Source organism: Streptomyces sp. PA03-3a, from assembly GCF_033792735.1.
Taxonomy (GTDB): Bacteria; Actinomycetota; Actinomycetes; order Streptomycetales; family Streptomycetaceae; genus Actinacidiphila.
The window spans coordinates 1-26383 of sequence record NZ_JARAVM010000052.1 but is presented as its reverse complement, the minus strand read 5'-3'; the positions used below and the strand labels follow the sequence as shown (position 1 = coordinate 26383).

25 protein-coding genes, 1 rRNA gene, 1 pseudogene and 2 riboswitches are annotated in these 26383 nt (G+C 71.7%); of the genes and pseudogenes, 9 read left to right on the top strand and 18 right to left on the bottom strand.

Annotated elements, in window-relative coordinates; all coding sequences use genetic code 11:
- Window positions 1–4 precede the first annotated feature (4 nt).
- Window positions 5–625 (bottom strand): HAD-IA family hydrolase, encoded by a 621-nt coding sequence (locus PV342_RS37375; RefSeq protein WP_500320593.1) that lies wholly within the window; start codon window positions 623–625, stop codon window positions 5–7.
- 320 nt (window positions 626–945) lie between these two features.
- On the opposite strand from PV342_RS37375, the gene PV342_RS37370 reads away from it, so the two are divergent.
- A complete protein-coding gene (locus PV342_RS37370) occupies window positions 946–2004 on the top strand; it encodes an alpha/beta fold hydrolase (protein ID WP_500320592.1) in 1059 nt (352 codons plus the stop codon).
- A 232-nt stretch (window positions 2005–2236) separates the two neighbouring features.
- Here PV342_RS37370 and PV342_RS37365 read toward each other — a convergent pair whose 3' ends face one another.
- Both PV342_RS37365 and PV342_RS37360 read right to left on the bottom strand, forming a co-directional pair.
- Window positions 2237–3922: a cytochrome c biogenesis protein DipZ gene (locus PV342_RS37365; RefSeq protein ID WP_400808634.1), complete on the bottom strand. Its 1686-nt coding sequence runs from the start codon at window positions 3920–3922 to the stop codon at window positions 2237–2239.
- Window positions 3923–4066: 144 nt separating this feature from the next.
- Window positions 4067–4294 (bottom strand): hypothetical protein, encoded by a 228-nt coding sequence (locus PV342_RS37360; protein ID WP_500320589.1) that lies wholly within the window; start codon window positions 4292–4294, stop codon window positions 4067–4069.
- Between the two features lie 228 nt (window positions 4295–4522).
- Between PV342_RS37360 and PV342_RS37355 the strand changes: the two genes are divergently transcribed.
- From PV342_RS37355 to PV342_RS37335, 5 genes are all read left to right on the top strand, one after another.
- A complete protein-coding gene (locus PV342_RS37355) occupies window positions 4523–4702 on the top strand; it encodes a hypothetical protein (RefSeq protein WP_018558691.1) in 180 nt (59 codons plus the stop codon).
- Window positions 4703–5078: 376 nt separating this feature from the next.
- Window positions 5079–6095 carry an alcohol dehydrogenase catalytic domain-containing protein gene (locus tag PV342_RS37350; RefSeq protein ID WP_500320586.1) on the top strand — a complete coding sequence of 339 codons (1017 nt, stop codon included), beginning with the start codon at window positions 5079–5081 and terminating at the stop codon, window positions 6093–6095.
- Between the two features lie 82 nt (window positions 6096–6177).
- A complete protein-coding gene (locus tag PV342_RS37345) occupies window positions 6178–6768 on the top strand; it encodes a TetR/AcrR family transcriptional regulator (RefSeq protein WP_391579085.1) in 591 nt (196 codons plus the stop codon).
- A 325-nt stretch (window positions 6769–7093) separates the two neighbouring features.
- Window positions 7094–7372 carry a hypothetical protein gene (locus PV342_RS37340; RefSeq protein WP_400808650.1) on the top strand — a complete coding sequence of 93 codons (279 nt, stop codon included), beginning with the start codon at window positions 7094–7096 and terminating at the stop codon, window positions 7370–7372.
- 153 nt (window positions 7373–7525) lie between these two features.
- Window positions 7526–8353: a PhzF family phenazine biosynthesis protein gene (locus tag PV342_RS37335; RefSeq protein WP_386997830.1), complete on the top strand. Its 828-nt coding sequence runs from the start codon at window positions 7526–7528 to the stop codon at window positions 8351–8353.
- Between the two features lie 7 nt (window positions 8354–8360).
- Here PV342_RS37335 and PV342_RS37330 read toward each other — a convergent pair whose 3' ends face one another.
- Both PV342_RS37330 and PV342_RS37325 read right to left on the bottom strand, forming a co-directional pair.
- The gene (locus tag PV342_RS37330) at window positions 8361–9188 is read right to left on the bottom strand and encodes a CPBP family intramembrane glutamic endopeptidase (protein WP_386997832.1); all 828 of its coding nucleotides are present in this window, start codon (window positions 9186–9188) and stop codon (window positions 8361–8363) included.
- A 34-nt stretch (window positions 9189–9222) separates the two neighbouring features.
- The gene (locus PV342_RS37325) at window positions 9223–10719 is read right to left on the bottom strand and encodes a glutamate-cysteine ligase family protein (protein ID WP_018558698.1); all 1497 of its coding nucleotides are present in this window, start codon (window positions 10717–10719) and stop codon (window positions 9223–9225) included.
- Window positions 10720–11276: 557 nt separating this feature from the next.
- On the opposite strand from PV342_RS37325, the gene PV342_RS37320 reads away from it, so the two are divergent.
- Both PV342_RS37320 and PV342_RS37315 read left to right on the top strand, forming a co-directional pair.
- Window positions 11277–11867 (top strand): hypothetical protein, encoded by a 591-nt coding sequence (locus PV342_RS37320; protein ID WP_018558699.1) that lies wholly within the window; start codon window positions 11277–11279, stop codon window positions 11865–11867.
- 248 nt (window positions 11868–12115) lie between these two features.
- Complete coding sequence (locus PV342_RS37315; RefSeq protein WP_326578093.1) at window positions 12116–12322, top strand: DUF5999 family protein; 207 nt, start codon at window positions 12116–12118, stop codon at window positions 12320–12322.
- A 69-nt stretch (window positions 12323–12391) separates the two neighbouring features.
- Here the strand turns inward: PV342_RS37315 and gcvP are convergent, their stop codons facing one another.
- Complete coding sequence (gene gcvP, locus PV342_RS37310) at window positions 12392–15277, bottom strand: aminomethyl-transferring glycine dehydrogenase (RefSeq protein ID WP_400808656.1); 2886 nt, start codon at window positions 15275–15277, stop codon at window positions 12392–12394.
- A gap of 39 nt (window positions 15278–15316) precedes the next feature.
- A riboswitch (glycine riboswitch) is annotated at window positions 15317–15431 on the bottom strand.
- A gap of 4 nt (window positions 15432–15435) precedes the next feature.
- A riboswitch (glycine riboswitch) is annotated at window positions 15436–15540 on the bottom strand.
- 101 nt (window positions 15541–15641) lie between these two features.
- Between gcvP and PV342_RS37305 the strand changes: the two genes are divergently transcribed.
- The gene (locus PV342_RS37305; protein ID WP_018558702.1) at window positions 15642–16022 is read left to right on the top strand and encodes a PRC-barrel domain-containing protein; all 381 of its coding nucleotides are present in this window, start codon (window positions 15642–15644) and stop codon (window positions 16020–16022) included.
- Here PV342_RS37305 and PV342_RS37300 read toward each other — a convergent pair.
- The 12 genes and pseudogenes from PV342_RS37300 to rrf all read right to left on the bottom strand — a co-directional run.
- Window positions 15935–17392: a DNA polymerase IV gene (locus tag PV342_RS37300; protein ID WP_500320606.1), complete on the bottom strand. Its 1458-nt coding sequence runs from the start codon at window positions 17390–17392 to the stop codon at window positions 15935–15937. The two genes, PV342_RS37305 and PV342_RS37300, sit on opposite strands and share 88 nt — an antisense overlap.
- 82 nt (window positions 17393–17474) lie before the next feature.
- Window positions 17475–18098 (bottom strand): MerR family transcriptional regulator, encoded by a 624-nt coding sequence (locus PV342_RS37295; protein ID WP_026250925.1) that lies wholly within the window; start codon window positions 18096–18098, stop codon window positions 17475–17477.
- Between the two features lie 192 nt (window positions 18099–18290).
- Window positions 18291–18764 (bottom strand): bifunctional nuclease family protein, encoded by a 474-nt coding sequence (locus PV342_RS37290; RefSeq protein WP_018558705.1) that lies wholly within the window; start codon window positions 18762–18764, stop codon window positions 18291–18293.
- An 88-nt stretch (window positions 18765–18852) separates the two neighbouring features.
- Window positions 18853–19599 (bottom strand): transcriptional regulator FtsR, encoded by a 747-nt coding sequence (gene ftsR, locus PV342_RS37285; RefSeq protein WP_361012326.1) that lies wholly within the window; start codon window positions 19597–19599, stop codon window positions 18853–18855.
- Between the two features lie 19 nt (window positions 19600–19618).
- Complete coding sequence (locus PV342_RS37280; protein ID WP_324603862.1) at window positions 19619–20065, bottom strand: FHA domain-containing protein; 447 nt, start codon at window positions 20063–20065, stop codon at window positions 19619–19621.
- A gap of 15 nt (window positions 20066–20080) precedes the next feature.
- Window positions 20081–20314: pseudogene (locus tag PV342_RS37275) on the bottom strand (FHA domain-containing protein); the annotation flags it as partial.
- Between the two features lie 237 nt (window positions 20315–20551).
- Window positions 20552–21553 (bottom strand): DUF881 domain-containing protein, encoded by a 1002-nt coding sequence (locus tag PV342_RS37270; protein ID WP_400808665.1) that lies wholly within the window; start codon window positions 21551–21553, stop codon window positions 20552–20554.
- Window positions 21554–21560: 7 nt separating this feature from the next.
- Window positions 21561–21893 (bottom strand): small basic family protein, encoded by a 333-nt coding sequence (locus PV342_RS37265; protein ID WP_003984969.1) that lies wholly within the window; start codon window positions 21891–21893, stop codon window positions 21561–21563.
- Window positions 21890–22831: a DUF881 domain-containing protein gene (locus PV342_RS37260; protein WP_406262765.1), complete on the bottom strand. Its 942-nt coding sequence runs from the start codon at window positions 22829–22831 to the stop codon at window positions 21890–21892. The genes PV342_RS37265 and PV342_RS37260 overlap by 4 nt, the downstream gene beginning before the upstream one ends.
- 94 nt (window positions 22832–22925) lie before the next feature.
- A complete protein-coding gene (locus PV342_RS37255) occupies window positions 22926–25421 on the bottom strand; it encodes a mannose-1-phosphate guanyltransferase (RefSeq protein ID WP_018558710.1) in 2496 nt (831 codons plus the stop codon).
- Window positions 25422–25561: 140 nt separating this feature from the next.
- Window positions 25562–26170, bottom strand: coding sequence for a cardiolipin synthase ClsA (gene clsA, locus PV342_RS37250; RefSeq protein ID WP_500320578.1), 609 nt, complete (start codon window positions 26168–26170; stop codon window positions 25562–25564).
- A 117-nt stretch (window positions 26171–26287) separates the two neighbouring features.
- Window positions 26288–26383, bottom strand: a 5S ribosomal RNA gene (gene rrf / locus PV342_RS37245); the annotation flags it as partial.

Sequence of the window (26383 nt, the reverse complement as noted above, 5' to 3'; positions counted from 1 at the left end):
GCCGTCAGCTCAGAGCGACACCGAGCAGGACCTCCAGCTGGGCGATCGTCCCCTCGGTGTCCTTGGCGTGGACGCCGGCGAGCCCCAACTCGGCCGCCGGCGCGAGGTACTGCTCGGTGTCGTCCACGAACACGCAGGCCTCAGCGGGCAGACCGAGCTCCTTCAGCGCCAGTTCGAAGATGGCGGGCTCCGGCTTGCGCATCCCGTGGTGCTCGGAGATGACCACCGCGTCGTACGAACCCTCCAGGTCGTAGCCCTCGTAGAGGTCCCACGGCGCGAAGCCGACGGAGTTGGACAGGATCCCCACGCGCACCCCGGCGCGCCGGGCGGCGGCCGCGGCGTCGATCAGGGCCCGCTCGGGCCGCAGGTCGGCGAAGATCCGGCCCATCAGGTTGTCCGGCGCAACACCGAGGCTGCGGGCCGCCGCGGCGTTCCACTGCTCCTGGGAGATCGCGCCGCGTTCGAGGTCGTGGGTGCGCCGGGTGCCCTCCTCGTCGAGGTAGAGCGCCGTGATGCAGGCGCCCTCGGCGAGCCCCTCGCGCCGCTCGAAGGCGAGCACGGCGGGCAGCAGGGGCGTGGTGAGGACACCGCCGAAGTCGAGGATCAGGCCGGTGCGGTGGGACATGGCGGAACTCCAGCGGTAGCGACGAGGACGCGTGCCACCGCGATGCGGACGCGGCAGCCGCGTGGTGGGCCGTCCGCCGGCGACGCTGCCGCGCGGGGCCCGCGGGGGCCGGTCCGCGACGGCGGCCGCACGGGCGGCACACGCGGGACACGACCGGACGTCATCCTGCCACCCCCTTCCGCCGCCCGGCCGGCCACCCCTCCCCCGCCCGGGGGCGACTCGGCGACCGGCCTCACGATCGTCACCACCTTGACCGGTGACGCATGCGCGTGCAAGGGTTGCCGACGGGAGAACCCCCGGAACATGAAAGAAGGTTGGGAATGATCGACAGGCGGAGCTTCGGCAAGGTCTTCGGCGCGGGCGCGGCCGCGGCGTCGCTCGCGGGGCTGTCGGGCCTCGCGTCACAGCCCGCTTCGGCGGCGACGGCGCACGGGCCGGGGCCGGACGCCCGAGGAACGGCTCCGGTCCGGGGTACGTACACCTCCCTCGGCGCCCTCAAGCAGGTGGAAGCGGGCGTCCTCGACATCGGTTACGCCGAGTCCGGCCCCGCCGACGGCCCCGTGGTGATACTCCTGCACGGCTGGCCGTACGACATCCACAGCTACGTCGACGTCGCACCCCTGCTGGCGGCCGAGGGCTACCGCGTCATCGTCCCGCACCTGCGCGGCCACGGCACGACGCGCTTCCTGTCGCCCCGCGCCTTCCGCAACGCCCAGCAGTCGGTGGTGGCGCTCGATGTCATCGCCCTGATGAACGCCCTGCGGATCGAGAAGGCCGTGCTGGCCGGCTACGACTGGGGGTCGAGGACCGCCGACATCATCGCCGCCGTCTGGCCGGAGCGCTGCAAGGCCCTGGTCTCCGTCACCGGCTACCTGATCACCAACCGGGACGTGAACAAGCAGCCGCTGCCGCCGAAGGCGGAGTGGGCGTGGTGGTACCAGTACTACTTCGCCACCGAGCGGGGCCGCCTCGGCCTGGAGGAGAACCGGCACGACCTCGCCCGCCTGGTCTGGGAGTTCAACTCCCCCACGTGGGAGTTCGACGACGCCACCTTCCGCCGCACCGCGGCGTCGTTCGAGAACCCGGACTACGTCGCCATCGTGCTCCACAACTACCGCTGGCGGCTCGGCCTCGCGAAGGGCGATCCGCGCTACGACCGCCTGGAGCGGCGGCTCGCCGCGGGCCCGATGATCGCGGTGCCCACCATCACCCTCGACGGCGGGGACGATCCGTTCACCCCGGCTGGGGAGGGGGCCGCCTACCGCGCCAAGTTCTCGGGCCGGTACGCCCACCGGACGCTGAAGGGCATCGGCCACAACGTGCCCCAGGAGGCACCGGAGGCGTTCGCGGCGGCCGTCGTCGACGTCGACTCCTTCTGAGCCGGGCCGCCAACGACCCGGGCATCGTGACCGGGACCGGATCGGGGCGGAGGGGGAGCACGGCACCGTCGATGGTGCCGTGCTCCCCCTCCGCCCCGATCCGCTGTGTGCGCGCCGCGCACGAACCACTCTCGCGCGGGGCCGCACCGGCCGTCCGCCGGCGGCGTGCCACCGCCCCCGGCCGTGTCACGGCCGGGGGCGGTGGCGGTACGGCAGGCCGGCGGCCGTGCGGTCAGCCGAAGGTGAAGGAGTAGGCGCTGAGCCCTGGCGAGAGCTTCAGCGTCAGGACGCCCTGGCGGGACGAACCGCCGCTCACCACACGGTGGATGCCGGGGGCGCCGGAGACGGGGAGGGTGGTGGTCCGCCCGTCCAGGGTCGCGGTGACCGTTCCGGTGCCACCGACGTCGAGGTAGACGTCGCGGGCGAAGAAGTCCAGCGTGATCCCGGCGTTCCGCCCGCTGGTGACCGCTTCCGCGCCGGCCTGCCAGGTCCCGGTCAGGGCGGCCTGGCCGGGAAGGAGTTCCTCCGGGCGGGCGAACTCACCGGTGCCGGTGGTCACGGGTCCGTTCACCACGGCGGCACTGCGGCCCGCCCCCAGCGGGATCTCCGGGGTCTGCCGCTGGTCGGTCGGGGTGTCGTCGGGGACGTCCGTGGGCGGCGGCAGTGCGGCGCCGGGGCGGGCGTCGGTGAGCAGTCGCCGGATCAGGGACTCGGTGCCGCCGTAGCCGCCCTCGCCGACGGCGACGTGCCGGACCGTGCCGCGGGCGTCGATCAGGTACTGGGTGGGCCAGGCCTGGTTGCCGAAGTTGTCCCAGGTCGCGTAGTCGTTGTCCAGCGCCACCGGGTAGTCGACGCCGAGCCGCCGGGCGCCCGCCGCGACGTTCCCGGGGACGCGCTCGAAGGCGTACTCGGGGGTGTGCACACCGATGACGACGAGGCCGTCGGACCGGTAGTTCTCGTACCAGGCGCCGACGTGCTCGATGGCGCGCTGGCAGTTGATGCAGGAGTAGGCCCAGAAGTCGACGAGGACGACCTTGCCGGCCAGTGACCCCTTCGTCAGCGGCGCGTCCCCCGGCGTGTTCAGCCACTGCTGGATCCCCGAGATCTCCGGCGCCGCGCCGCAGTCCAGGAGGACGGCCTCGGTCTCCTCCGCGCAGGAGCGCAACTCCCGCGAGCCGGAGGCGCCGTGCCCGCCGGGGAGACCGGGGCCGGCGATCGCGTCGTTGACGCGGGAGGTGTAGTCGGGGACGGCTCGCTGCACGACGTCGGTGAGGTTGAAGGTGAGGCCGAAGGCGAGGACGACGAAGGTCAGTCCCGCGGCGAACCGCACCCCGCGCTGCCGCTCGCGGAACGCGCGCACCCGCTCGCCCACCCTCCGGCCGGCCAGCGCGAAGAAGAGCAGCGGAATCGCGGTGCCGACCGCGAAGGCGACGGCGAGCACGACCGTCCCCGGGCCGATCCGGTGGGTGGCGCCGGCGACGGCGATCGCGGCGAGCACAGGACCGGCGCAGGGCACGTACACCGTCCCGAGGACGAGTCCCAGCAGGAACCCGCCCCGGCCGCCCCCGACGCGCCGCTGCCCGATCCGGGCGAACGGGCGCTCCAGCAGGTCCTGCACGGCCGGGAACATCATGGCCACGCCCAGCAGGAGCAGCACGCCGAGTCCCACCCACCGCAGGATGTCCGGCGGCACCGGCAGGGCGCCCAGCACAAGGGTGCCGAACAGCGTGATGAGGCTGAAGCTGACGACCAGTCCGGCCATCACCGCGTACGGCCGGCTCCTGCGCGCCGGTTCCGCCCCCTGCCGGGACGCAGGGACCCCGCCCGAGAGGAAGACCAGGGGCAGGACGGGGAGCACGCACGGGGAGACGGCGGTGACGAATCCACCGACCAGCCCGATGAGCAGCAGGGTGAGCAAGACGACCTCCGGACGGGGCTCTCACGAACAGCCCCGGGGGGAACGGCGGGCGCCGGGAGCCTGGGCCCCGGCACGACGCGGACTGACGGTGCCGCCTCCACGGGCGGCGGCGGGCACGGCCTCAGACGGCGGTGGCCCCGGCGGTCACCGGGACGGCGAGCACCGTGGAGCGGGGGCGGATCGGTGGGCGGCCGTGCCCTGCGCCCGCACCTCGCGCCGGGTGGCCGTGGTCTTCACCACGTCCGGGGAGCGCGCGGCCGGTCCCCCGGCCGCCGAATCCTCCGGATGCTCCGGCTGCTCCGGACCGGTCGCCCGGCCGTCGCGGCGCTCTCCGGCGGCGGTGACGACCGCGATGTGGTTCGTCTCGGTCACGAGCGGCCTTTCTCGCACGTCCCGGGCCGAGCACGGCCCGATTCCCCCACCTCTCCAGATGTGGAAACGACTGTGACAGAGCCTTTCGTCACCTGTCAAACAGGTGACACCACCACTCCGGTCATCAGCCATCCCCACTGCACATGAGACGAATCACTCCCTTGACAGGTGACAGCCGGGGAGACATCGTCGACGGGAACGACACCCGCCCGCGGAGGAGACGACGCGATGCCGCCCACGCAACACAAGACGCCCGATGCCGCCGCGACGGCGCGCAGGACCCGGTTCGGCAAGCTGCCGGAGCGCATACGGCCCGACCAGATGGTCCAGGAGACCCCGGCCACGGCACCCGACCCGGCCCGGCGCGTGTACAGCGCCGACGAGTGGCTCGTCCGCTACTGCCTGTGAATCGCGCCGGTCCCACCGGCCGTGGAGACGGAGGTTTTCCCGTGCGTGTCCCCAAGCCCCTTCTGGCGGCGTCCCTGATGGTGCTCGCGGCGGCCGTGAGCGTCGCCTGCTTCGCCCAGGTCGTCTGACCGCCCCGCCCCCTGCGCCTCGCCGGCCCGCCCCGACCACCGTCGGGCGGGCCGGCGCCCTCTTGTCCAGGCCCGGCCGGGCACGCCGGGCGGCGCTTGACGCATTTGAGACGACCGGTCATATTGGACTTCCGGCGCAGGTCCACCCGTCGCTCCGGCGCGACGCGTGCGGCCTGCGCCGCGGCCGGCGCCGCCGCTGTGGCGCCTCGCCCGGCCACCCCCAACCAGCCGAACCGTCGAGGAGAACCATGTCCACGTACCGCGCATTCGAGGTCACAGGCGCCCGCAACTTCGAGCTCGTCACCCGCGAGATCGTCGCCCCACCCGCCGGGCACGTCCGGCTGAGGGTGGAGAACTGCGGCGTCTGCCACTCCGACGCGCTCGCCGTGGAGGGCATGCGGGCCGACCCGTCGCAGCCGATCGTCCCGGGCCACGAGGTCGTCGGCGTCATCGACGCGGTCGGCGAGGGCGTGACCACCTGGCGGGTCGGCGACCGTGTCGGCGTGGGCTTCCTCAACGGACACTGCGGCGAGTGCACCTCCTGCCGCCGCGGAGACTTCGTCAACTGCACCGACCAGCCCCAGACCGGCACCACCACCGACGGCGGTTACGCCGAGATGATGATCGCCCGCAGCAGCGGCCTGGTCCGCGTGCCGGACGCGCTCTCCCCCGCCCTCGCCGCCCCGCTGCTCTGCGCCGGCCTCACGACCTTCAGCGCCCTGAGCCGGCTGGACGTCCGCCCCGGCGGGCTCGTGGCGATCCAGGGCATCGGCGGCCTCGGCCACCTGGGCCTCCAGTACGCCACCCGGCTCGGCTACCGTGTCGCGGCCATCGCCCGCGGCCCCGAGAAGGAGCGGCTCGCCCTCGAACTCGGCGCGAGCCACTACATCGACAGCGCCGCGCAGGACCCGGGAGCCGAGCTCCGCAAGCTGGGCGGCGCGGACGCCATCGTCGCCACGGCGTCGAGCGGCACGTCGATGACGCCGCTGGTCCCCGGGCTCGCCCCGCGTGGGCACATGGTCGTGGTCGGCGTCTCCATGGACCCGCTCTCCGTGGCCACGCCCGACCTGATCCTCGCCTCGCGCACCATCAGCGGCAGCCTGACCGGTTCCGCGATCGAGAACGAGGACAACCTCGAGTTCAGCTCGCGCTCCGGTGTCCGTCCGATGATCGAGACGATGCCCCTGTCGCAGGCGCCCGAGGCCTACGCGCGCATGATGTCCGGAAAGTCCCGCTTCCGGGTCGTGCTGGACGCCGCGGCCTGACCCGGTGGGGCGTGCCCTGCCGGGTGTATTTTTGACAGGCAGGAGACGACCGGCCATATTGCGGTCCGGAGGAGGAGGCGCCATGGCCCGGCAGAGCATGCGCGAGGCGATCGTCGACGCGGCGGTCGCGCAGTTCCACGCGAAGGGGTACAACGCCGCGGGCGTGAAGGACATCACGGACGCGGCCGGAGTGCCGAAGGGGTCGTTCTACAACCACTTCGACAGCAAGGAGTCGCTGGCCCTCGTCGCGCTCGACCGCTACGGCGCGGGCCGGCGGACGCACGAGCTGGCGGAACCGGGAATCCCGCCGCTGGCCCGGCTGCGCGCGCACTTCGAGATGCTGCGGGACGAGACCGTGGACGCGGACTTCACCCGGGGCTGCATGTTCGGCAACTTCGGCGCCGAGATCGCCGACCACAGCGAGACGATCCGCGCGGGCGTCCGCACGTCACTCGGCGTGTGGGCCTCGCTGATCGCCGGCGCGCTCGCCGAGGCGCAGCGCGCCGGCGAGCTGCGGGCGGACCTCGACACCGGGCGGACGGCACGGTTCGTGCTCAACGCCTGGGAGGGAACGCTGATCACCGCGCGTTCCGGCCGGTCGGACGAGGCCTTCGAGGACTTCTTCCAGATGGTCTTCGGGACCCTGCTCGCCCCTCCCCCGGCCACGTCCTGAAAGTGTGACTGCGGGACGGTGCCCGGGCACCGTCCCGCAGTCGTCTCCCGTACCGTTCGGGCACGGGCCACACCACGACGTGATCGGAAGGCGGACGGCCTTGTGCGGTGATCGACACCGCGGCCGAGGAGGCCATGGTGGCCCGGTTCCTCCGCGACCATCCGGACGCCGGGCGGGCCGGTGCGACGTACCCCGCGCTGCGCGGCTGTACCGAGGCGCCGTGGGCCGACCTCCCCGACTGCCCCGCGGGGCTGCCTGCCCTCCTCCACGCGCTGTTCGACGAACGCGCCGCTCCCGAGGCCGTGCGGCGCTCACCGACGTCCTGTTGGACGGCGTCTTCCGGATGGGCGCCGCGATACCGGCCGCCCTGCCGTTCGTCATCCGCCTCGCCGTGTGTCCTGATGTCCCGGTGCGCTCCGGCCTCACCGACCTCGTCGCCGTGGCGGCCGAACTCGCCGAGCCGGTCGATCCGGAAGACGAGCATGCGGTGCGCCTCCGGGAGCCGGACGCCCATCATCCGGAACGCGCGCGCTGCCGTGCCGTGCTCGCCGCGCACGCCGCCCTGGTGCCCCCGATGATGTCCGACGACCCGCCGCCCGCCTGAGAGGCTGCCACGGGGCGCACCGACGCCACGGCCTCAAGTCAGCCGGACGCACGCCCTGTTGGGACACGGATCCGGCTGCGGCACCCGCCGCGCGGGCCACGACCCCTCGATTGGCCCTGGCCGCTCGCGTCCGTGCCTCCGTAGGCTCGCGACATGCGGATCCGTATCGTCGACGCCTTCACCGACCGCCCCTTCGCCGGCAACCCCGCGGGCGTGCTGCTGCTGGACGCGGACAGCTTCCCCGAGGACGGCTGGCTCCAGCGGGTCGCCGCGGAGGTCAACCTCTCCGAGACCGCGTTCGCCCATCCCACGCCGGGCGCCCAGGACACGGACTGGGCCCTGCGCTGGTTCACCCCCAGGGCCGAGGTGAACATGTGCGGGCACGCGACGCTCGCCACCGCGCACATCCTGCACAGCACGGGCGCCGCCCGCGGCCCGGTGCGCTTCGGCGCCCGCTGCGGCGTCCTCACCACGACCGCCGCCGAGGACGGCACCATCACCATGGACTTCCCGGTCGCCCCGCTGACCTCGGTCGTCGTCACGGGCGAGATCTCCGCGGCGATCGGCGCCGACGTGCTGTCGGTGCACGAGACCGGCGACGACGTCGGCGACCTGATGGTGGAGGTCGTCGACGAGAGGACCGTACGGGCGCTCACGCCCGACATCGCCGCCGTCGCCGCGCTGCCCTCCAGGCGCGGCCTCGTCGTGACCGCCGCCGCCGAGTCCCCGGCGACGACCGGCTACGACTTCGTCTCACGCGGCTTCTTCCCCGCCGTCGGCATCGACGAGGACCCGGTCACCGGCAGTGCCCACACGGCGCTGGCGCCGTTCTGGTCACGGCGTCTGGGCCGCGACGCACTCATCGGGCTGCAGGCCTCGGCGCGTTCCGGCCTGGTGCGCACGGTGCTGAGCGGCGACCGCGTACGGCTCAGCGGCCGTGCCGTCACCGTGATCGACGGCGAGCTGCACGCCCACCCGTAGGGCGTTCTCAGGCGGTCGGCAGCCAGCCGACCTTCCCGGCGAGCAGGGCGTAGCCCACGAAGGCCACGATGTCGATGAGCGCGTGGGCCGCCACCAGCGGCCCCACCCGGCCCCAGCGCCGGTAGAGCAGCACGAAGACGACGCCCATCGCCATGTTCCCGATGAGCCCGCCGATGCCCTGGTAGAGGTGGTACGAGCCGCGCAGCACACTGCTGGCCACCAGCGCGCCGACCGGGGTCCAGCCCAACTGGCCCAGTCTGCGCAGAAGATAGCCGACGACGACGACCTCCTCGAGCACGGCGTTCTGGATCGCGGAGGCGATCAGCACGGGGATCTTCCACCAGACGTCGGGCAGCGACTCCGGCACGACCGTCAGGTTGAACCCGGAGGCGCGCGCGCCCAGATAGAACAGCAGCCCGGTGCCGCCGATGGCCGCGGCCAGGGCGGCGCCGCGCAGCAGGTCGGTCCGCGGGCGGCGCAGGTCGAAACCGATGGCCGGCATGCCCGTTCCCTCGCGGGCCAGCAGATGGGCGACGAGCGCGACCGGGACGAGCGCCGTGGCGACGCCGAACAGCTGCCAGGACAGGTCCAGCCACGGACGGCCCGGCGCCTGCGAGCCGACGAGGGTGGCCGCCTGGTCCTTGAGTCCGCCGGGCTTGGTCAGCGACCCGACGAAGCTGATCAGTGCCGAGAGCGCGCTCGCCCCGAGCGACAGCGCGAGCACCAGAAGGGTCTCGCTGCGCAGCGTCCGCGGGGCGAGCCGCTCCACCGTGCCGGCCCCGGCCCCGCCCGGCTCCGCCGCATTCCTGTCCTCAGATGCCTCCACCCGCGCCATCCTGCCTCATCGGTGCGACGGCGCGGGCGGCGGCTCAGCGTTCCCGCGGCCACTCGTGCACGGGGGCGCCGGTGTGCATCAGCTCGCAGTAGCGCAGGGTCATCGCGGCCAGCGCCCGCTGCCGGTCCAGCCCGCGGTCCAGCTCCTGGTGGAAGGCGACGGCCTGCCACTCGGCGCCGTTCATGCGGTTGCGGCAGCGGCCCTCGATGATGCCGAGGTAGTGGTCCCGGTCCACCGGGTCGATCCCCCAGGCGTCCAGTCCCGCGGCGGCCATCGGCAGCAGTTCGTCCAGGACGAGCTCGACGGCCCCGATCTCCATGAGACCGCTGCCGCGCCCCGGCCGGGGCCAGGTGAACACCGCGTCGATGCCGTACCGGCACGCGGCGTCGAAGTTCGCGGCGGCCGCCGCGAACGGCAGCCGGCTCCACACGGGCCGCGACGCCTCGGCGAGGGAGCGGACGAGCCCGTAGTAGAAGGCGGTGTTGGCGAGCACGTCGGCGACGGTGGGCCCGGCCGGCATCACCCGGTTCTCCACCCTCAGGTGCGGCACGCCGTCGACGACCGCGTACACGGGGCGGTTCCAGCGGTAGATCGTGCCGTTGTGCAGCGTGAGTTCCTTCAGTTGCGGCACCCCGCCCTCGTCGAGGACGTGCAGCGGGTCCTCGTCCTCGCAGATGGGCAGCAGGGAGGGGAAGTAGCGCACGTTCTCCGCGAAGAGGTCGTACGCGGAGTCGATCCACCGTTCGCCGAACCAGGTCAGCGGGCGCACGCCCTGGGCCCGGTGTTCCTCGGGCCGGGTGTCGGTGGCCTGCTGGAAGAGGGTGGGCCGGGTCTCCCGCCACAGCTCACGGCCGAACAGGAACGGGGAGTTGGCACCGAGCGCCACCTGCGGGCCGGCCACGACCTGCGCGGCGTTCCACACCGCGGCGAAGCGCGCGGGGGTGACCTGGAGGTGCATCTGCATCGAGGTGCACGCGGCCTCCGGGGCGATCGAGCCGGAGACGCAGGTCAGCCGCTCCACCCCCGAGATGTCGAGGGTGATGTCCTCGCCGCGGGCGGCCAGGATGCGGTCGTTCAGCAGCATGTAGCGGTCGACGCGGGAGAGATTGGCACCCACCAGGTCCTGTGCGCCGAGGGTGGGCAGGATTCCCACCATGACGATGCGCGCGCCGACCTCGCGGGCCTTTCCCTCGGCATATCCAAGACCCATGCGCAACTCTTCGGCGAGACGGTCCAGGACCCGGCCGGAAAGCCGGTGCGGCGCGATGTTCACTTCAATGTTGAACTGCGCGAGCTCGGTCTGGAAATCGCGGCTCGCGATGCGCTCGAGGACCTCCTCGTTCATCATGCGCGGCAGCCCGTCGCGGTCGGTGAGATTGAGTTCGATCTCCAGCCCCATGAGATTGCGGGGACGGTCGAACCGCTTCTCCTCCAGCAGTCGTTCCAACCCCAGCAGGCACTGCTTGAGCTTCCTGCGGTACCGCTGGCGGTCGGCCAGGTCGAACCCCGTGGCCGCGACCTTTTCCCCCATCGGAGGTCCTTCCTCGAGTGGGCCGTGATCACATCATGCCCAGCCCTGAGATCGATAAGGCCCCCCGGCCCCGGTCCGGAGCCGCTAAGCTGGCCACGAGCACCGTCTCGCGGCACATTCCACGGGCACGTACGGAATTCACATGCCGGCGTCGGCCCTCTCGTGAAAAACACCGACGAGATTCAGCCATCCGCAGTAACACGGAAAGCGCAGTTCACGGCGTGAGCGACGGTGCAATCGGGGAGCAATTACCTGCCCAGGGTGTCCTGGAACCGCCTTGCCCGTAATATCACTGACGGCTAGATGAAACACTGCGCGAACACACCTCGTATATCCTTCGTTCACAGGCAGAGCCTCCGCGACCCGCCGCGCGCCCGCGACGCACCGGCCACGGGAAGGGATCCGCATGCCCACGCTGATTCCGTTCGTCGCCGCCCCCACGCGCCTCACGGATCCGGGCTGTCCCGGCCTGCCGCCGTGTCGTCTGCTCCATCGCTGACAGTGCTGTCCGCACCCCGCCGAGCACCCCCGTGTCTCCTCATGAGAGGCCGCCCACCATGCCGCTGCAGGTAGCCCCAGCCCCCGCTCCCGCCCTGCGGAGCGTTCTCGCCGCCCTGAGCTCCCCGACCGCAGTCCGCGAGGCCCGCACCCCCTCGCTGCGCAACGCCACGGGGCCGCTGGTCGCCGAGCACCCGCTCCCGCTGCACGTCCTCGACCCCGTGATCACCGAACCGGGAGGACTGCCGCGCGCGCGACTGACCGGCTGGCGCTTCCACATCCGCACCGGCGAGAAGGTCGCCGCCGCGGGCGAGACGGTGGACACCCCGGACGGCTGGGCGTTCTCGCACTTCTGCGAGGGCCCCTACCTCGACTCCACCGAGCGCGCGCTGCGCCAGGCCGACGCGCTCACCACCCCTTACCAGCCGCACCTGCTCTCGGTACCGGGGCTCTACATGCTGACGCTGTGGCTGCACGGGGACGTCGCGGCCGACGCGGGCACCGCGCAGCCGGCCCCCGCCGACCTGCTGATCCCGCTGGCGCCGGCGCCGCCGGGGATCGCCGCGCACCGTATGCACCGGCTCTCCGACCTGGTGCCGGTGCTGACCCTGCGGCTGGCTCCGCCACCGCTGCTGGGCACCACCGCCTGAGACTGCCGGCTGGGGCGACCTCGCACGCCTCCGTGACCGTCCGGTCACGGAGGCGTTGCATTGTCCGGGCAACCGCCCGCGAGAGTGAATGCGTCCCCAACTAACGAGGACAGCTCACGCGAAATCCCTGCGGAAATCCCTCAGTAGAGCAACACTGGGACCGACCGACTGAACGGGGGAGCGGCATGACTGAGGTTCCTACCCAAGGCAGCCGTACTTCACACCACTCGCAGCGAAAGACGTCGTCCATGTGCCCGCACCAGCCGCAGTGTCCGTCCGCCGGCAGCCCCGACCGTGAGGCCGCCCACATCATGGCCAGCCACCCCGAGCAGGGCTGGAGCCTGCTGTGCAACGGCGTCCTCCTCTTCGAGGACACCGGTGAGCTGCTCCCCGACGGGCAGATCATCGCCCCGCACCGCCCGCTCGGCAGCGAGCACATCGTCACGGCGGCCTGACCGGGCCGGGAACGACACAGGGCCGACCCCGCTGCTGCAGCGGGGCCGACCCTTGAGCGTCAACCGCCCTTACGCGTCGTACTCTTCGAGCGGAGGGCAGGAGCAGACGAGATTGCGGTCGCCGAAGGCGCCGTCGATGCGGCGGACCGGCGGCCAGTACTTGTCCGCGGCCGACACACCGGCGGGGAAGACCGCCTCCTCACGGGAGTACGGGTGCTCCCAGTCGCCGCCCAGGGCCGCGGCCGTGTGAGGGGCGTTGCGCAGCGGGTTGTCGTCCTTGGGCCACTCCCCCGAGCCGACCCGCTCGACCTCGGCGCGGATCGCGATCATCGTGTCGCAGAAGCGGTCCAGCTCCGCGAGGTTCTCGCTCTCCGTCGGCTCGATCATCAGCGTCCCGGCCACCGGGAACGACATCGTCGGCGCGTGGAAGCCGTAGTCGATCAGGCGCTTGGCCACGTCGTCGACCGTCACGCCCGTCTCCTTGGTCAGCGGGCGCAGGTCGATGATGCACTCGTGCGCGACGAGCCCGCCGGGACCGGTGTAGAGCACCGGGAAGTGCGGCTCCAGGCGCTTGGCGATGTAGTTCGCGCTGAGCACGGCGACCTGGGTGGCGCGCTTGAGGCCCTCGCCGCCCATGAGGCGCACGTACGCCCACGAGATCGGGAGTATGCCGGCCGAGCCCCACGGCGCGGCCGAGATCGGGCCGACGCCCGTCTCCGGGCCGGCGGACGGCTGGAGCGGGTGGTTGGGCAGGTACGGGGCGAGGTGGGCGCGGACCGCGACCGGGCCCACGCCGGGACCGCCGCCGCCGTGCGGGATGCAGAAGGTCTTGTGCAGGTTCAGGTGCGACACGTCGCCGCCGAAGTGGCCGGGCTTCGCCAGGCCCACCAGGGCGTTGAGGTTCGCGCCGTCCACGTAGACCTGGCCGCCCGCGTCGTGCACCGCGGCGCAGATGTCGCCGATGTGCTCCTCGAAGACACCGTGCGTGGAGGGGTAGGTGACCATCAGCACGGCGAGTTCCTCGCGGTGCTGCTCGATCTTGGCGCGCAGGTCCTCGACGTCGACCTCGCCGTCGCCGGCGGTCTTGACGACGACGACCTTCATTCCGGCCATCACGGCGCTGGCGGCGTTGGTGCCGTGCGCGGAGGACGGGATCAGGCAGACCGTGCGCCCGCTGTCGCCGTTCGCGCGGTGGTAGGCGCGTACGGCCAGCAGGCCGGCGAGCTCGCCCTGGGAGCCGGCGTTCGGCTGGAGGCTGACCTTGTCGTAGCCGGTGACCTCGGCGAGGCGCTCCTCCAGCTCACGGATGAGGGTCAGGTACCCCTCGGCCTGGTCGGCCGGCGCGAAGGGGTGCATCGCGCCGAACTCGGGCCAGGTGACCGGCTCCATCTCGGTGGTCGCGTTGAGCTTCATGGTGCAGGAGCCCAGCGGGATCATGCCGCGGTCCAGCGCGTAGTCGCGGTCGGCGAGACGGCGCAGGTAGCGCAGCATCGCGGTCTCGGAGCGGTGCTGGTGGAAGACCGGGTGGGTCAGGTAGTCCACCGCGCGGGCCAGGCCGGCGGGCAGCGCGTCCTCGGTCGCCGCGTCCAGGGACTCGACGTCGGCGGTCACGCCGAAGGCGCCCCAGACCGCGGCGAGATCGGCGCGGCCGGTGGTCTCGTCGCAGGCGATGCCGACCAGGTCGGCGTCGACCTCGCGCAGGTTGACCCCGGCCTCGCGGGCGGCGGCCACCACCTCTGCGGCACGGCCGGGCACACGCGCGGTGACGGTGTCGAAGAAGGCGCCGGTGGTCACCTCGACGCCTCCGGCGCGCAGGCCGGCGGCGAGGACCGCGGCGTAGCGGTGGGTGCGGCGGGCGATCTGGGCCAGGCCGTCGGGGCCGTGGTAGACCGCGTACATCCCGGCCATGACGGCCAGCAGCACCTGCGCCGTGCAGATGTTGCTGGTGGCCTTCTCGCGGCGGATGTGCTGCTCACGCGTCTGCAGCGCCAGACGGTAGGCCCTGTCCCCGTCGGCGTCGACGGAGACACCGACCAGGCGGCCCGGCAGGCTGCGGGCGTACGTGTCGCGGACGGCCATGTAGCCGGCGTGCGGGCCGCCGAAGCCCATGGGCACGCCGAAGCGCTGGGTGGTGCCGACCGCGATGTCGGCGCCGAGCTCGCCCGGGGAGGTGAGCACGGTCAGGGCCAGCAGGTCGGCGGCGACGGTGACGATCGCACCGATTCCGTGGGCCTGCTCGACGACCGGCTTGAGGTCGCGCACGGCGCCGGAGGCGCCCGGGTACTGCAGCAGCACGCCGAAGACGCCCCGCTCGGCGATCTCCGCCGGGATGCCGTCGCTGAGGTCGGCGACGACGACCTCGACACCGGTCGGCTCGGCGCGGGTCTCGATCACGGCGACGGTCTGCGGGAAGGTGTCGGCGTCGATCAGGAAGACGCCGTCCTTGACCTTGCCGACGCGGCGGGCGAGCGCCATCGCCTCGGCGGCCGCGGTGCCCTCGTCGAGCAGCGAGGCACCGGAGGTGGGAAGCCCGGTGAGGTCGGCGACGACCGTCTGGAAGTTCAGCAGGGCCTCCAGGCGGCCCTGGGAGATCTCCGGCTGGTAGGGCGTGTACGCCGTGTACCAGGCGGGGTTCTCCATGACGTTGCGCAGGATGACCGGCGGGGTGAAGGTGCCGTGGTATCCGAGGCCGATCATCGGCCGCAGCACCTGGTTGCGGTCGGCGAGCGAACGCAGCTCGGCGAGGACCTCGGGCTCGGTGCGGGCGCCGGACAGGCCGAGCGCCTCGGCGCTCTTGATCGCGTCCGGGACGGCTGCGGCGGTCAGCTCGTCCAGCGAGCCGTAGCCGACCTGCGCGAGCATCTTGGCCTGCGCACCGGCGTCGGGCCCGATGTGACGCTGCTCGAAGGGGATGCCGCGCTCCAGCTCGGAGAGTGGGATGCGGTTGGCGGTCATCTGCGGAGGCCTCCTGGTCTGGCGCGACACGGCCTCCCCCTCTGTCATCTGAACCTGAGAGCTTCACCGTCCCGCACATGCGCCGGGGCGGCTTTCACCGTCGGTGAGGAACAGGCCGCGCACAGTTTGTGCCGCCCTTTCCTGCTTTCCAGAGTGACCTCACCCATGCGGTACGGATGCCTGAGAGATTCCGGGGAGGGTTTGCTCCTTCGGCGCCCGACGGGCGGTTCCCCGCGTCGTCAGGACTCTCCCGCAAGGGGTCAGCAGCCGCTGTCAGCGTACCAGCGCGGTCAGGGAACGAGTCATGTGACAGCCGCCACCTTTCGTGCCTAAATAGGATTAAACGCGACCAGTTGGAGGGACCGTGCAGACCGGTATCGATCCGCGCAGCCTCATCGGACGCAGGGCCTTCGACCGCAACGGGATGAAGATCGGCACCGTCGACGAGGTGTACCTCGACGACGCCACCGGGGAACCCGAATGGGCTGCGGTGCGCACCGGTCTCTTCAGCCGTGACGCGTTCGTGCCGCTGGAACCGAGCGAGTTCACCGGGGAGGAGCTGCGCGTGCCGTTCGACAAGGCACTGATCAAGGACGCCCCGGACTTCGGCGTGGGCCGGCACCTCTCCCCCGAGCAGGAGCTCCAGCTCTACCACCACTACGGCATGAGCGGGCCCTCGCTGTCCGGCCCGGTGCCGGAGCCCCCGCCGGACCGCGACTTCGGCACGCTGGCGGGCGACAGCTGACGCGGGAGCGCCGGCAGGCCCGATAACACCAGCGGGAGCGGCTCGGACGGCTCCAGCTCCGTGTCGTCCACCGCGAAGGTTCGCACCCGCCCCGGCGCCACCGAACCCGGTTCCTCGAAGCGCACGGTGACCCTGCCGACGCCGCTGCCCTGCACCCATCCGGCGCCGTACTCGCTGTGCCGTACGTCCTGGCCGGGCACCCAGCGCCGCTCCTGCGGCGCAGGCTCCCGGGGTACCTCCGCGGGCCGCTCCGGCACCCCCTGCGACGCACCGGAATCCTCCTCCGCGGCGCTCTCCTCCACCCGTTCCGCCGCCTGGGCGAACAGGTCCTCCTGTGTGAAGTCGGCGAGCCCGGCGACACCGACCCCGAGCAGCCGGACGCCGCCGGTGATGTCGACGGCCTCCAGCAGCCGGGCCGCGGTCTCCCGGACCACCGCCAGGTCGTCGGTCGGGGCGCGCAGCGTCTCCGAGCGGGTCAGCGTCGTGAAGTCGTAGCGCCGCACCTTCAGCACCACCGTGCGGCCCGAGCGGCCGGCGGAGCGGAGCCGTCGCACGCAGCGGTCGGCCAGGCGGTCCACCTCCAGCCGGACCCGTACCCGGTCGGTGAGGTCCACGTCGAAGGTGTCCTCGACCGAGACCGACTTGCTCTCCCGGTCGGCGACCACCGGCCGCTCGTCGATAGCCAGGGCCATCCCGTACACATGGGCGCCGTGAGCCTTGCCGAGCAGCCGCACCAGCTCGGCCTCCCCCGCCTCCACCACCTCGCCGACCATGAGAATGCCCGCTCTCCGCAGGTGCTCCGCCGTCGCGGGACCCACGCCGGGCAGCGTGCGGACCTGCATGGGGGCCAGCAGCTCACGCTCGGTGCCGGGCTCGATGAGCACCAGGCCGTCCGGCTTGGCCTGCTCCGAGGCGATCTTGGCGATCAGCTTGGAGCCCGCGAGCCCCACGGAACCGGTGACCCCCGTCGCCGCCCTGATGTCCGCCCTCAGCCGCTCCCCCACCGCGCGCGGGTCGTCCGCGATCCCGCCCGCCTCCAGGTCCACGAAGGCCTCGTCCAGGCTGAGCGGCTCGACCAGCGGCGAAAGCCTCGACAGCAGCTCCATCACGGTGTCGCTGATCTGCCGGTAGACCGCGAAGCGCGGAACGAGGTAGGCGGCGTTGGGGCACAGCCTGCGCGCGTGGGCCATGGCCATGGCCGAGTGCACCCCGTGCACCCGGGCCTCGTACGACGCGGTCGCCACCACCCCGCGCGGCCCGACACCCCCCACGATGACCGGCTTGCCCCGCAGACTCGGCTTCGCGGCCTGCTCGACGGCGGCGAAGAACGCGTCCATGTCGAGGTGGAGGATGGTCGGCGCGCTTCTCACAGTCACCGATGGTGCACCATTGGTCCGACATCCGCCGTACGTGTGTACGGCGGACGGATGGGGCGCGGCCGGTCCGGCCCGGTCAGCCCGCGCGGTTGCGGCGCCGTGCCAGCTCGTCGCCCGGGTTGTGCCCGACCAGGGTCTCCCCGGTGTCGACCCGCTCGGAGTGCAGTTGCGACAGGGCGCCCTCGACGTCCCGCCACACCACCCCCACGGCGATCCCGAAGATCCCCTGACCGCCCTGGAGCAGGTCGACGACCTCGTCGGGCGAGGTGCACTCGTACACCGTCGCCCCGTCGCTCATCAGCGTCATACGGGTGAGTTCCGCGGGCCCGCTGGACCGCAGGTGCTGCACGGCGGTGCGGATGTTCTGCAGGGACACGCCCGTGTCGAGGAGCCGCTTGACGATCTTGAGGACCACGACGTCCCGGAAGCTGTACAGCCGCTGCGTCCCCGAGCCGTACGCGGGCCGGATGCTGGGCTCCACGAGCCCGGTACGCGCCCAGTAGTCGAGCTGGCGGTAGGTGATGCCGGTCGCCGCGCAGGCGGTGGGCCCCCGATAGCCGACCCGTTCGCCGGCCCCCTCCGGCAGCTGTCCCGAGGTGTCGCCCGAACCCCCTCCGGGGGGCGTCGCGGCGTTGCGGGCCAGGGCCCCGCGCATCGGATACGGGCCGCCGAAGGCCGTACCGTCGCCGGTGCTTCTCACGCCGACCTCCCGTCCCTTCGCACCCCTCAGGGCACGCGCACGTGCCATCGGGACTTTCCTTCTCGACGGTAGGCAGTCACTCCGGGTGCGTCAACGATCGCCACGCTCGGCACGCCGAGTGATATCAACCCCAGAGGTGGTTTTCCGTGTCCACGGTGAGGGTAGGGCTGGACGAATGGCCTCGGCGGCCCCTCATTGACTGCTGGTGCCGAAGTCCTCGGGCGAGATCTGGTCGAGGAACTCGCGGAACTTCTCGACCTCGTCCTCCTGCTCGTCGGGAATGGCGATGCCGGCGTCGTCCAGGACACCGTCGCTCCCGTAGATGGGGGTTCCGGTGCGGAGCGCCAGCGCTATGGCATCCGAGGGACGGGCGCTCACCTCCACGCCGCTGGCGAACACCAGCTCCGCGTAGAAGACGCCGTCGCGGAGGTCGGTGATCCGGACCTCTGTCAGCGTCTGGCCGACGGCCTCGAGCACGTCCTTGAACAGATCATGGGTCAGCGGCCGCGCGGGCGTCATGCCCTGCTGCGCGAAAGCGATGGCGGTGGCCTCCCCCGGCCCGATCCAGATGGGCAGGTAGCGGTCGCCTCCCACTTCCCGCAGGAGCACAATCGGCTGGTTGGAGGGCATTTCGACCCGGACACCCACGACGTCGAGCTCGTTCACACAGCAACCCTAGGCCGTGCCCGGCAGGTTTGGGTAGTCGGGACGGGCCCGGCCGGCCGCCGACCGGGCGTGTCCCGGCCACCTCGGCTCAGAAGAGCCGCACCCTGAGCGCGGACTGCACCAGCGCCGCGTGCAGGCGCACCGACAGCGCCGCCAGCTCCCGCGCGGTGGCCTCCGCGTGCGTCCTGGTCTGCGGATTGCGGTGCCTGCGCAGGGGCGCGACCACCTGCTCGACCAGACCGGCCTCACGCTCGGCGGCGGCCTTCATCGCGCGCAGGTGACGCGGTTCGAGCCCGAAACGGCCCAGATCGGCCACGATCTTGGCGATGTTCACCGTTTCGGCGTCATAGTCGCCGTCAGGACCGGCCTCCACCAGCCCGTACGCCTCCCACTGGGCGAGCTCACCCGGTTCGGCACCCGTCGCGGCCAGCAGTTCGTCCCGGCCGATGCGCAGCGCGGCCGGCGCCTCCCGCTCGATCGCGCCGACCTCGATCAGTTCCCGGGACTCCCCGGAGGACGGGACGGGCAGCGGCAGCGGCTCGCCGCGGTCGAGGGCGTCGACGTGCTCGCGGATCACTTTGAGCGGAAGATAGTGGTCGCGCTGCATGCGCAGCACGTGCCCGAGCCGCTCCACATCCCGGACGGTGAACTTCCGGTACCCCGACGGAGTGCGCTGCGGCTCCACCAGCCCCTCCGCCTCCAGGAAACGGATCTTGGAGATGGTGACCTCGGGGAACTCCTCCCGCAACTCGTTGAGCACCGCTCCGATGCTCAGCAGCCGGTCGTCCGCGGTGGCGGTGCCGTTGCCGGCACCGCCCGACGGTGTAAGAAGCATGAACCTTCCCTCGCGGGGGTCAGGCGCCCCACTGGCTCGCGTAGAAGACCAGTCGGTACTTGCCGATCTGTACCTCGTCGCCACTGGACAGGGTCACCGAGTCGATCCGCTCCCGGTTGACGTAGGTGCCGTTGAGGCTGCCGACGTCGGAGACCGTGAAGGAACCGTCCTGCTGGCGCCGGAACTCCACGTGACGCCGCGAGACGGTGACGTCGTCCAGGAAGATGTCGCTCTCCGGGTGGCGGCCGGCCGTGGTCAGCTCACCGTCCAGGAGGAAGCGGCTCCCCGAGTTGGGGCCACGGCGCACCACCAGCAGCGCGGAGCCCGGGGGCAGCGCGTCGACCGCGGCCTGGGCCTCCGGGGACAGCGCCGGCAGCACGGTCTGCCCCGTCGCCTCGGCCTCGTACGCCTCGATCCCGGAGATGGAGATCGTGGACGTGGTCTCGGAGGCACGCTCGGACGGCACCCCGGCGCGCAACGGCGCGCCACAGTTGGAGCAGAAACGGCTCGCTTCCGCGTTCTGGAACCCGCACCGCGCACAGACCGGCAAGGACCCTCCACCCGTGCTAGAGGCTGATGGTTGCTGGAAACCTATGCGCCCCGCAGCCGCAGGGTCAACAGAAACCGCACCAGGACCGCCCGAAATGTCACCGCCCGGAGCAGCGGCCTCGTCACGGAACAGCGGGCGCTCCTCGCCCGGCCCCTCCCCCTGCACGTGCCGCGGCGCGCGGTGACGCGCGGTCGGGCTGTCACCAGCCGGACGCGAACTCTTGCCGAACCACTTACCGAACAACTTCACGGGCGATTCCCCTTGAACGACACAGACCCGCCCGTGGGGCAGGACGAACCCTCAGTCACGACCAACACACAGTTTCTCTCACGCACCACCCCAACGGTGCGGCGACCCCCCGCATTCTCCCGCCCTCCCCCGCATACCTCACTCGCCCCCGCATCACCGGGTTGACGACTGAGCGTAGTCAGGCTGCTCCGACGGCCGCAAGGCGTCGACAACGATCTTCTCCGATCGTGCCACGTCCGCTGTGGCCTGCTCCTTCTCCAAAGTCTGTACCACGCCGCCCGGGATGTTCAGCGCGGGTTCGAGATCTTGTGGATTACCGATGACCTTGAAGCGGTAGGGCGCGCTCACCTTGTGCCCGTCGATCTGCACACCGCCCGACCCCTGGGTGAAGTACGTGTCGGCGACGACCCGCACGTCGTTGATCTGGATCGCCTCCGCTCCCGCGGCGCGCAGCTCCTGGAGCGCGTCGAGGAGCATGTCGGCCTCGACCCCGCCCTGGGGGTCGTTGACGGTCAGCGTGATCCCGGGCCCCTCGACGGCGACCGTGCCGGCCAGCACCCCGAGCTGCTCGGCCTTCTGCTCGGTCTGCCTGCGGGCCTCCTCGGCCTGGTCGGAGCTGTTCTCCAGCTCCGTGCGCTGCTCCTCAAGGCGCCGCCGCTCGTCGCCCAGTCGCTGCGAGCGGTTGTCCAGCTCGTCCAGGATGCGCACCAGGTCCTCCTGGCGGGCGCCGCGCAGCGCGCCGGTGTCGCTGGTCGAGCGGACCTGGATGGCCAGGCCGAGGCCCAGCACGAACAGCAGCAACGCGACGATCAGCTGGGCCCGGGACACCCGCGGCGGCCACAGCCCCGACTTGAGGCGTTGCCGGCCGGTCACGGGCGCGGGACCCACGGGTCCCCCCGCGTCCGGCGACGGCTGCTGCCGACCCGGCGCGGAAGGCCCCGCGTCCGCCGGTGCGGTGGGCGGCATCGGTCCGGCGGCGGGCAGCTCCTGGCGGGCCGGGGGCTCGGGGCGCCAGGACGGCTCCGGCCGGAAGGGCGGCTCGGGCCGCTCGGGCCCGGCGTGCCCCGCCGGCCTGCGCGGTTCCGCGGGCTCGCCGGGAGTGCCGGGGCGCGACGTCTCCGGGCGCTCCGGCGTCTGGTCGCTCTCGTCGCTCATCGTGCTGTCACGCCCGGAAGACATGGCGGCGGATCGCCGCGGCGTTGGAGAAGATGCGGATGCCGAGGACGACGACCACACCCGTGGAGAGCTGCGCACCCACCCCCAGCTTGTCGCCCAGGAAGACGATCAGCGCGGCCACGACGACGTTGGAGAGGAAGGAGACCACGAAGACCTTGTCGTCGAAGATCCCGTCGAGCATGGCCCGCAGACCGCCGAAGACGGCGTCGAGCGCGGCGACCACGGCGATCGGGAGGTAGGGCTCGACCACCGTCGGCACCACGGGGCGGACCACCAGGCCCACCACCACTCCAACGATCAGGCCCAGTACGGCGATCAATTCGTACCCTTCCCATTTCCGGATGCGCTCGACGACGGCCCGGTCGACGGGACCGGGGTCGCGGAGCGGATGATCAGGCTCGGAGCCGCGGGCAGTTCCAGCTTCTCCTTCTCGGAGATGCGCGTACGGATCCCGTAGTTCTCCTGCAGGACGTGCAGGTACTGCCCGTCCGCACTGTCCAGGAAGGACGTGCTCAGCTTCTGCGGGTCCCCGATCGCCAACACCGTGTAGGGCGGTACCAGCGGCCGGTTGTCGACCAGTATGGCGTCACCCGCGGCACGGATGGCCGACAACGACGTCAGCCGCTGCCCGTTGATGGAGATGGCCTCCGCCCCCGACGCCCACAGGCCGTTGACGACGCGCTGCATGTCCCGGTCGCGCACGCGGCCGGTGTCCGTGAAGTCACTGGTCGTACGCGGATCGTTGCCGCCGCCCGACGAGGCCTCCTTGGCGTCGTTGACCTCCAGCTCGATCCCCGGCCCCGTGACCGGCGTCGCCCCGGCGAGCAGCGCCACGCGCTCCGCCTCGCCGTCCTGGTCGTTGAGCGCCTGCCGCTGCCTGGCCGCCACGTCGTCGCGCAGCTCGTCCACGCTCTTCTGCAGCTCGTCGGCGGTACGGGTCTCGGACTGGATGCGGTCGATGAGCTTCTGCCGCTCCTTGGCCAGCGTCGGGGCCGCCACCTGCGTCTGCGCCGCGCCTATGGTGACCACCACGGCGGCCAGCACCAAGCCCAGTGCGAGCACCAGCCGGCCCCGCAGCGTCCCGGGCAGACGCGACGTGCCCGTGGCACCCCGGCGGGCGGCGGCCTCGGCGTACCCGTCGTCGAGGCTGTGCTCCATGACGTTGTTCAGCAGCGACATGGAGGCGTCCGGGCGCCGGGTCACGGCCCTCCCAGGGGCGCTGCTCCGATCGGGGTGCTGCTGCGGCATGCCGCACATCGTCGCACGTCCCCGCCACCGACCTCGAACGGGCCCCTCCCGACGCGCCGTTCGTCGCGTCGGGAGGGGCCCGTGAGCCGTCGCCGGGGCTCGGTCAGCGGCCCGCGCTGTCCACGATCCCCGCCCACTCGTCGAGCAGTGCCTGCGCGGAGGCGTCGTCCGGGCCCTCCGCCCACAGGTGTGTGACCGCCTCGGCCGGATCGGGCAGCACCATCACCCAGCGGCCGTCCGCCTCGACCACGCGCACGCCGTCGGTGGTGTCGACGCTGCGGTCGCCCGCCTCCTCGACCACGCGGCGCATGACCATGCCCTTGACCGCCCACGGCGTCGCCAGGTCCCGCTTGAGGACATGGGCACGGGGGATGCGGGCGTCGATCTGGCTCAGGGTGAGCTGCGTACGCGCCACCAGGCCGATCAGCCGGACGAAGGCCGCCGCGCCGTCGAAGACGCTGCTGAACTCCGGGACGATGAGGCCGCCCTTGCCGTCACCGCCGAAGATGGTCGTGTCCTGCCGGCCGACCCGGGTCAGGTCGTCGGGCGAGGTCGTCGTCCACTCCACCTGCGTGCCGTGGTACGCCGCGACCTGCTCGGCGACGCGTGTCGTCGTCACGGGGAGCGCCACCCGGCCGCTGCGGCGCTCGGCGGCGACCAGGTCGAGCAGGACCAGCAGGGCCCGGTCGTCCTCGATGATCTTGCCGCGCTCGTCCACCAGCGACAGCCGCTCGCCCACCGGGTCGAAGCGCACACCGAATGCGGCCCGCGAGGAGGCCACGATCTCCCCGAGCCGGACCAGGCCGGCCCGCCGGCTGTCCGCGGTCTCGGTCGGTCTGGCCTCATTGAGGCCGGGGTTGATCGTCAACGAGTCCACCCCGAGCCGGCCGAGCAGGCTCGGCAGGACGAGGCCCGCACTGCCGTTCGCGGCGTCGACCACGACCTTGAGCCCCGCCTCGGCGATGCCCGAGGTGTCCACGGCCCTCAGCAGCGCGCCGGTGTAGGAGTCGAAGACGCTCGCCGGGAAGTTCAGGTCGCCGATCTCACCGGGGAACGCCCGGCGGTACTCCTGGCGCGCGAAGACGCGGTCCAGCTTGCGCTGCCCGGCCGCCGACAGGTCGGCGCCGCGTTCGTCGAAGAACATGATGTCGACCGAGTCGGGGATGCCCGGGCTCGTCCGGATCATGATGCCGCCGGCGCTGCCGCGGGCGGTCTGCTGCCTCGCCACGGGCATCGGCACATTCTCCAGGTCGCGCACGTCGATCGCGCTGGCCTGGAGCGCCGAGATCACCGCCCGCTTGAGCGCACGCGCACCACGGGAGTGGTCACGGGCTGTGGTGACGGTGGCGCCCTTCTTGAGCGTCGTCGCGTACGCGCCCGCCAGTCGCACGGCCAGTTCCGGGGTGATCTCCACGTTCAGGATGCCGGAGACGCCCCGCGCGCCGAAGAGGTTCGCCTGGCCCCTGGACTCCCAGATGACCGAGGTGTTCACGAAGGCGCCGGCCTCGATGGTCTTGAACGGGTACACCCGGACGTCGCCCGCGATGATCGACTCCTCGCCGATCAGGCACTCGTCGCCGATGACCGCGCCGTCGTCGATCCGCGCCGCGCGCATGACGTCGGTGTTCTTGCCGATGACGCAGCCGCGCAGATTGGTCTGGGGCCCGATGTAGACGTTGTCGTGGACCACGGCCTTGTGCAGGAAGGCGCCCGACTTCACGACGACGTTGGAGCCGATCACCGTGTGCTCGCGCAGCTCGGCCCCGGCCTCGACCTTGGCGTAGTCACCGACGTACAGCGGACCGCGAAGCGTCGCGTCCGGGTGGACCTCCGCACCCTCGGCGACCCAGACGCCGGGCGAGATCTCGAAGCCCTCGAGATCGACGTCCACCTTTCCCTCGAGGACGTCCGCCTGCGCCTTGATGTAGCTCTCGTGGGTGCCCACGTCCTCCCAGTAGCCCTCGGCGATGTAGCCGTAGATGGGCTTGCCTTCCTTCATCAGCTGCGGGAAGACGTCACCGGACCAGTCCACGGAGACATCGGGCTCGACATAGTCGAAGACCTCGGGCTCCATGACGTAGATGCCGGTGTTCACCGTGTCGGAGAAGACCTGGCCCCAGGTCGGCTTCTCGAGGAAGCGCTCGACCTTGCCTTCCTCGTCGACGATGGTGATGCCGAACTCGAGGGGGTTGGGCACCCGGGTCAGGCAGACCGTGACCAGCGCGCCCTTCTCCTTGTGGAAGTTGATCAGCTCGGTGAGGTCGAAATCGGTCAGGGCGTCACCCGAGATCACCAGGAACGAATCGTCCTTCAGTGCGTCCTCGGCGTTCTTGACGCTGCCGGCGGTGCCGAGTGGCTTCTCCTCGTTCGCGTAGGTGAGCTCCATGCCGAGTTCCTCGCCGTCGCCGAAGTAGTTCTTGACGAGGGAGGCGAGGAACTGCACGGTCACCACGGTCTCGGTCAGACCGTGCCGCTTGAGCAGCTTGAGCACATGCTGCATGATCGGCTGATTCACGACCGGCAGCAGCGGCTTGGGCATGCTCGAGGTCATCGGGCGAAGGCGCGTGCCCTCGCCGCCGGCCATCACGACGGCCTTCATGTCGGAAGCGTCCTCCTCAAAGAGACGACTGTCTTGCCGACGTCACCCGTACTCTCTCTTGCGCGGACCGTCGCGGTCCCCCGGACCGCCGGTCACGCGCGGGGCACCCGGCCGGAGGTTCTCCTGCCGGGTACGCGGGCTCAATCGGCCGTGGCGTCCGCCCTGACGAGTCGGCGGACCTGGACCACGTAGAGGATCCCTGCCCACCAATACAGCGTTGTACCCCATCCGGCGAACGCCCATCCGAAAATAGCAGCGAGCGTGCTCAGCCACCCGTCGCCGTCGCTCAGCAGCAGCAACGGGAAGGCGTACATCAGATTGAAGGTGGCGGCCTTGCCCATGAAGTTGACCTGCGGCGGACCCCAGCCGTGCCGGCGCATGACCAGGATCATCACGCCCATGACGGCGTCCCGGGCCACCAGGATGGCCGTCAGCCACCACGGTAGGATCCCGCGCCAGGTCAGGCCGATGATCGTGGAGACGATGTAGAGCCGGTCCGCGGCCGGGTCCAGCACCCGGCCGAGGCTGCTGATCTGGTTCCAGCGGCGTGCGAGCTTCCCGTCCAGGTAGTCGCTGACACCGCTCAGGGCGAGCACGAGCAGCGCCCAGCCGTCGACCTTCGGACCGCCGAACTCCGGCCACAGGATGAGCCACAGGAACACGGGCACGCCCAACAGCCGTGCCATACTCAGGATGTTGGGGATCGTGAAGACGCGATCCGTCTGCACCCTTGTCTCCTGGACCTCCACCGGGGGCCCCTCCTGTTGAACGTACGCTCCGATGATTCCACCCGACCTTACATCAGGGCATGAAAAAGCCCGCCGCCGGGCCTCTGAGAGGCTCCGGCGACGGGCTTTACAAGAATTGTTCGGCGGCGTCCTACTCTCCCACAGGGTCCCCCCTGCAGTACCATCGGCGCTGAAAGGCTTAGCTTCCGGGTTCGGAATGTAACCGGGCGTTTC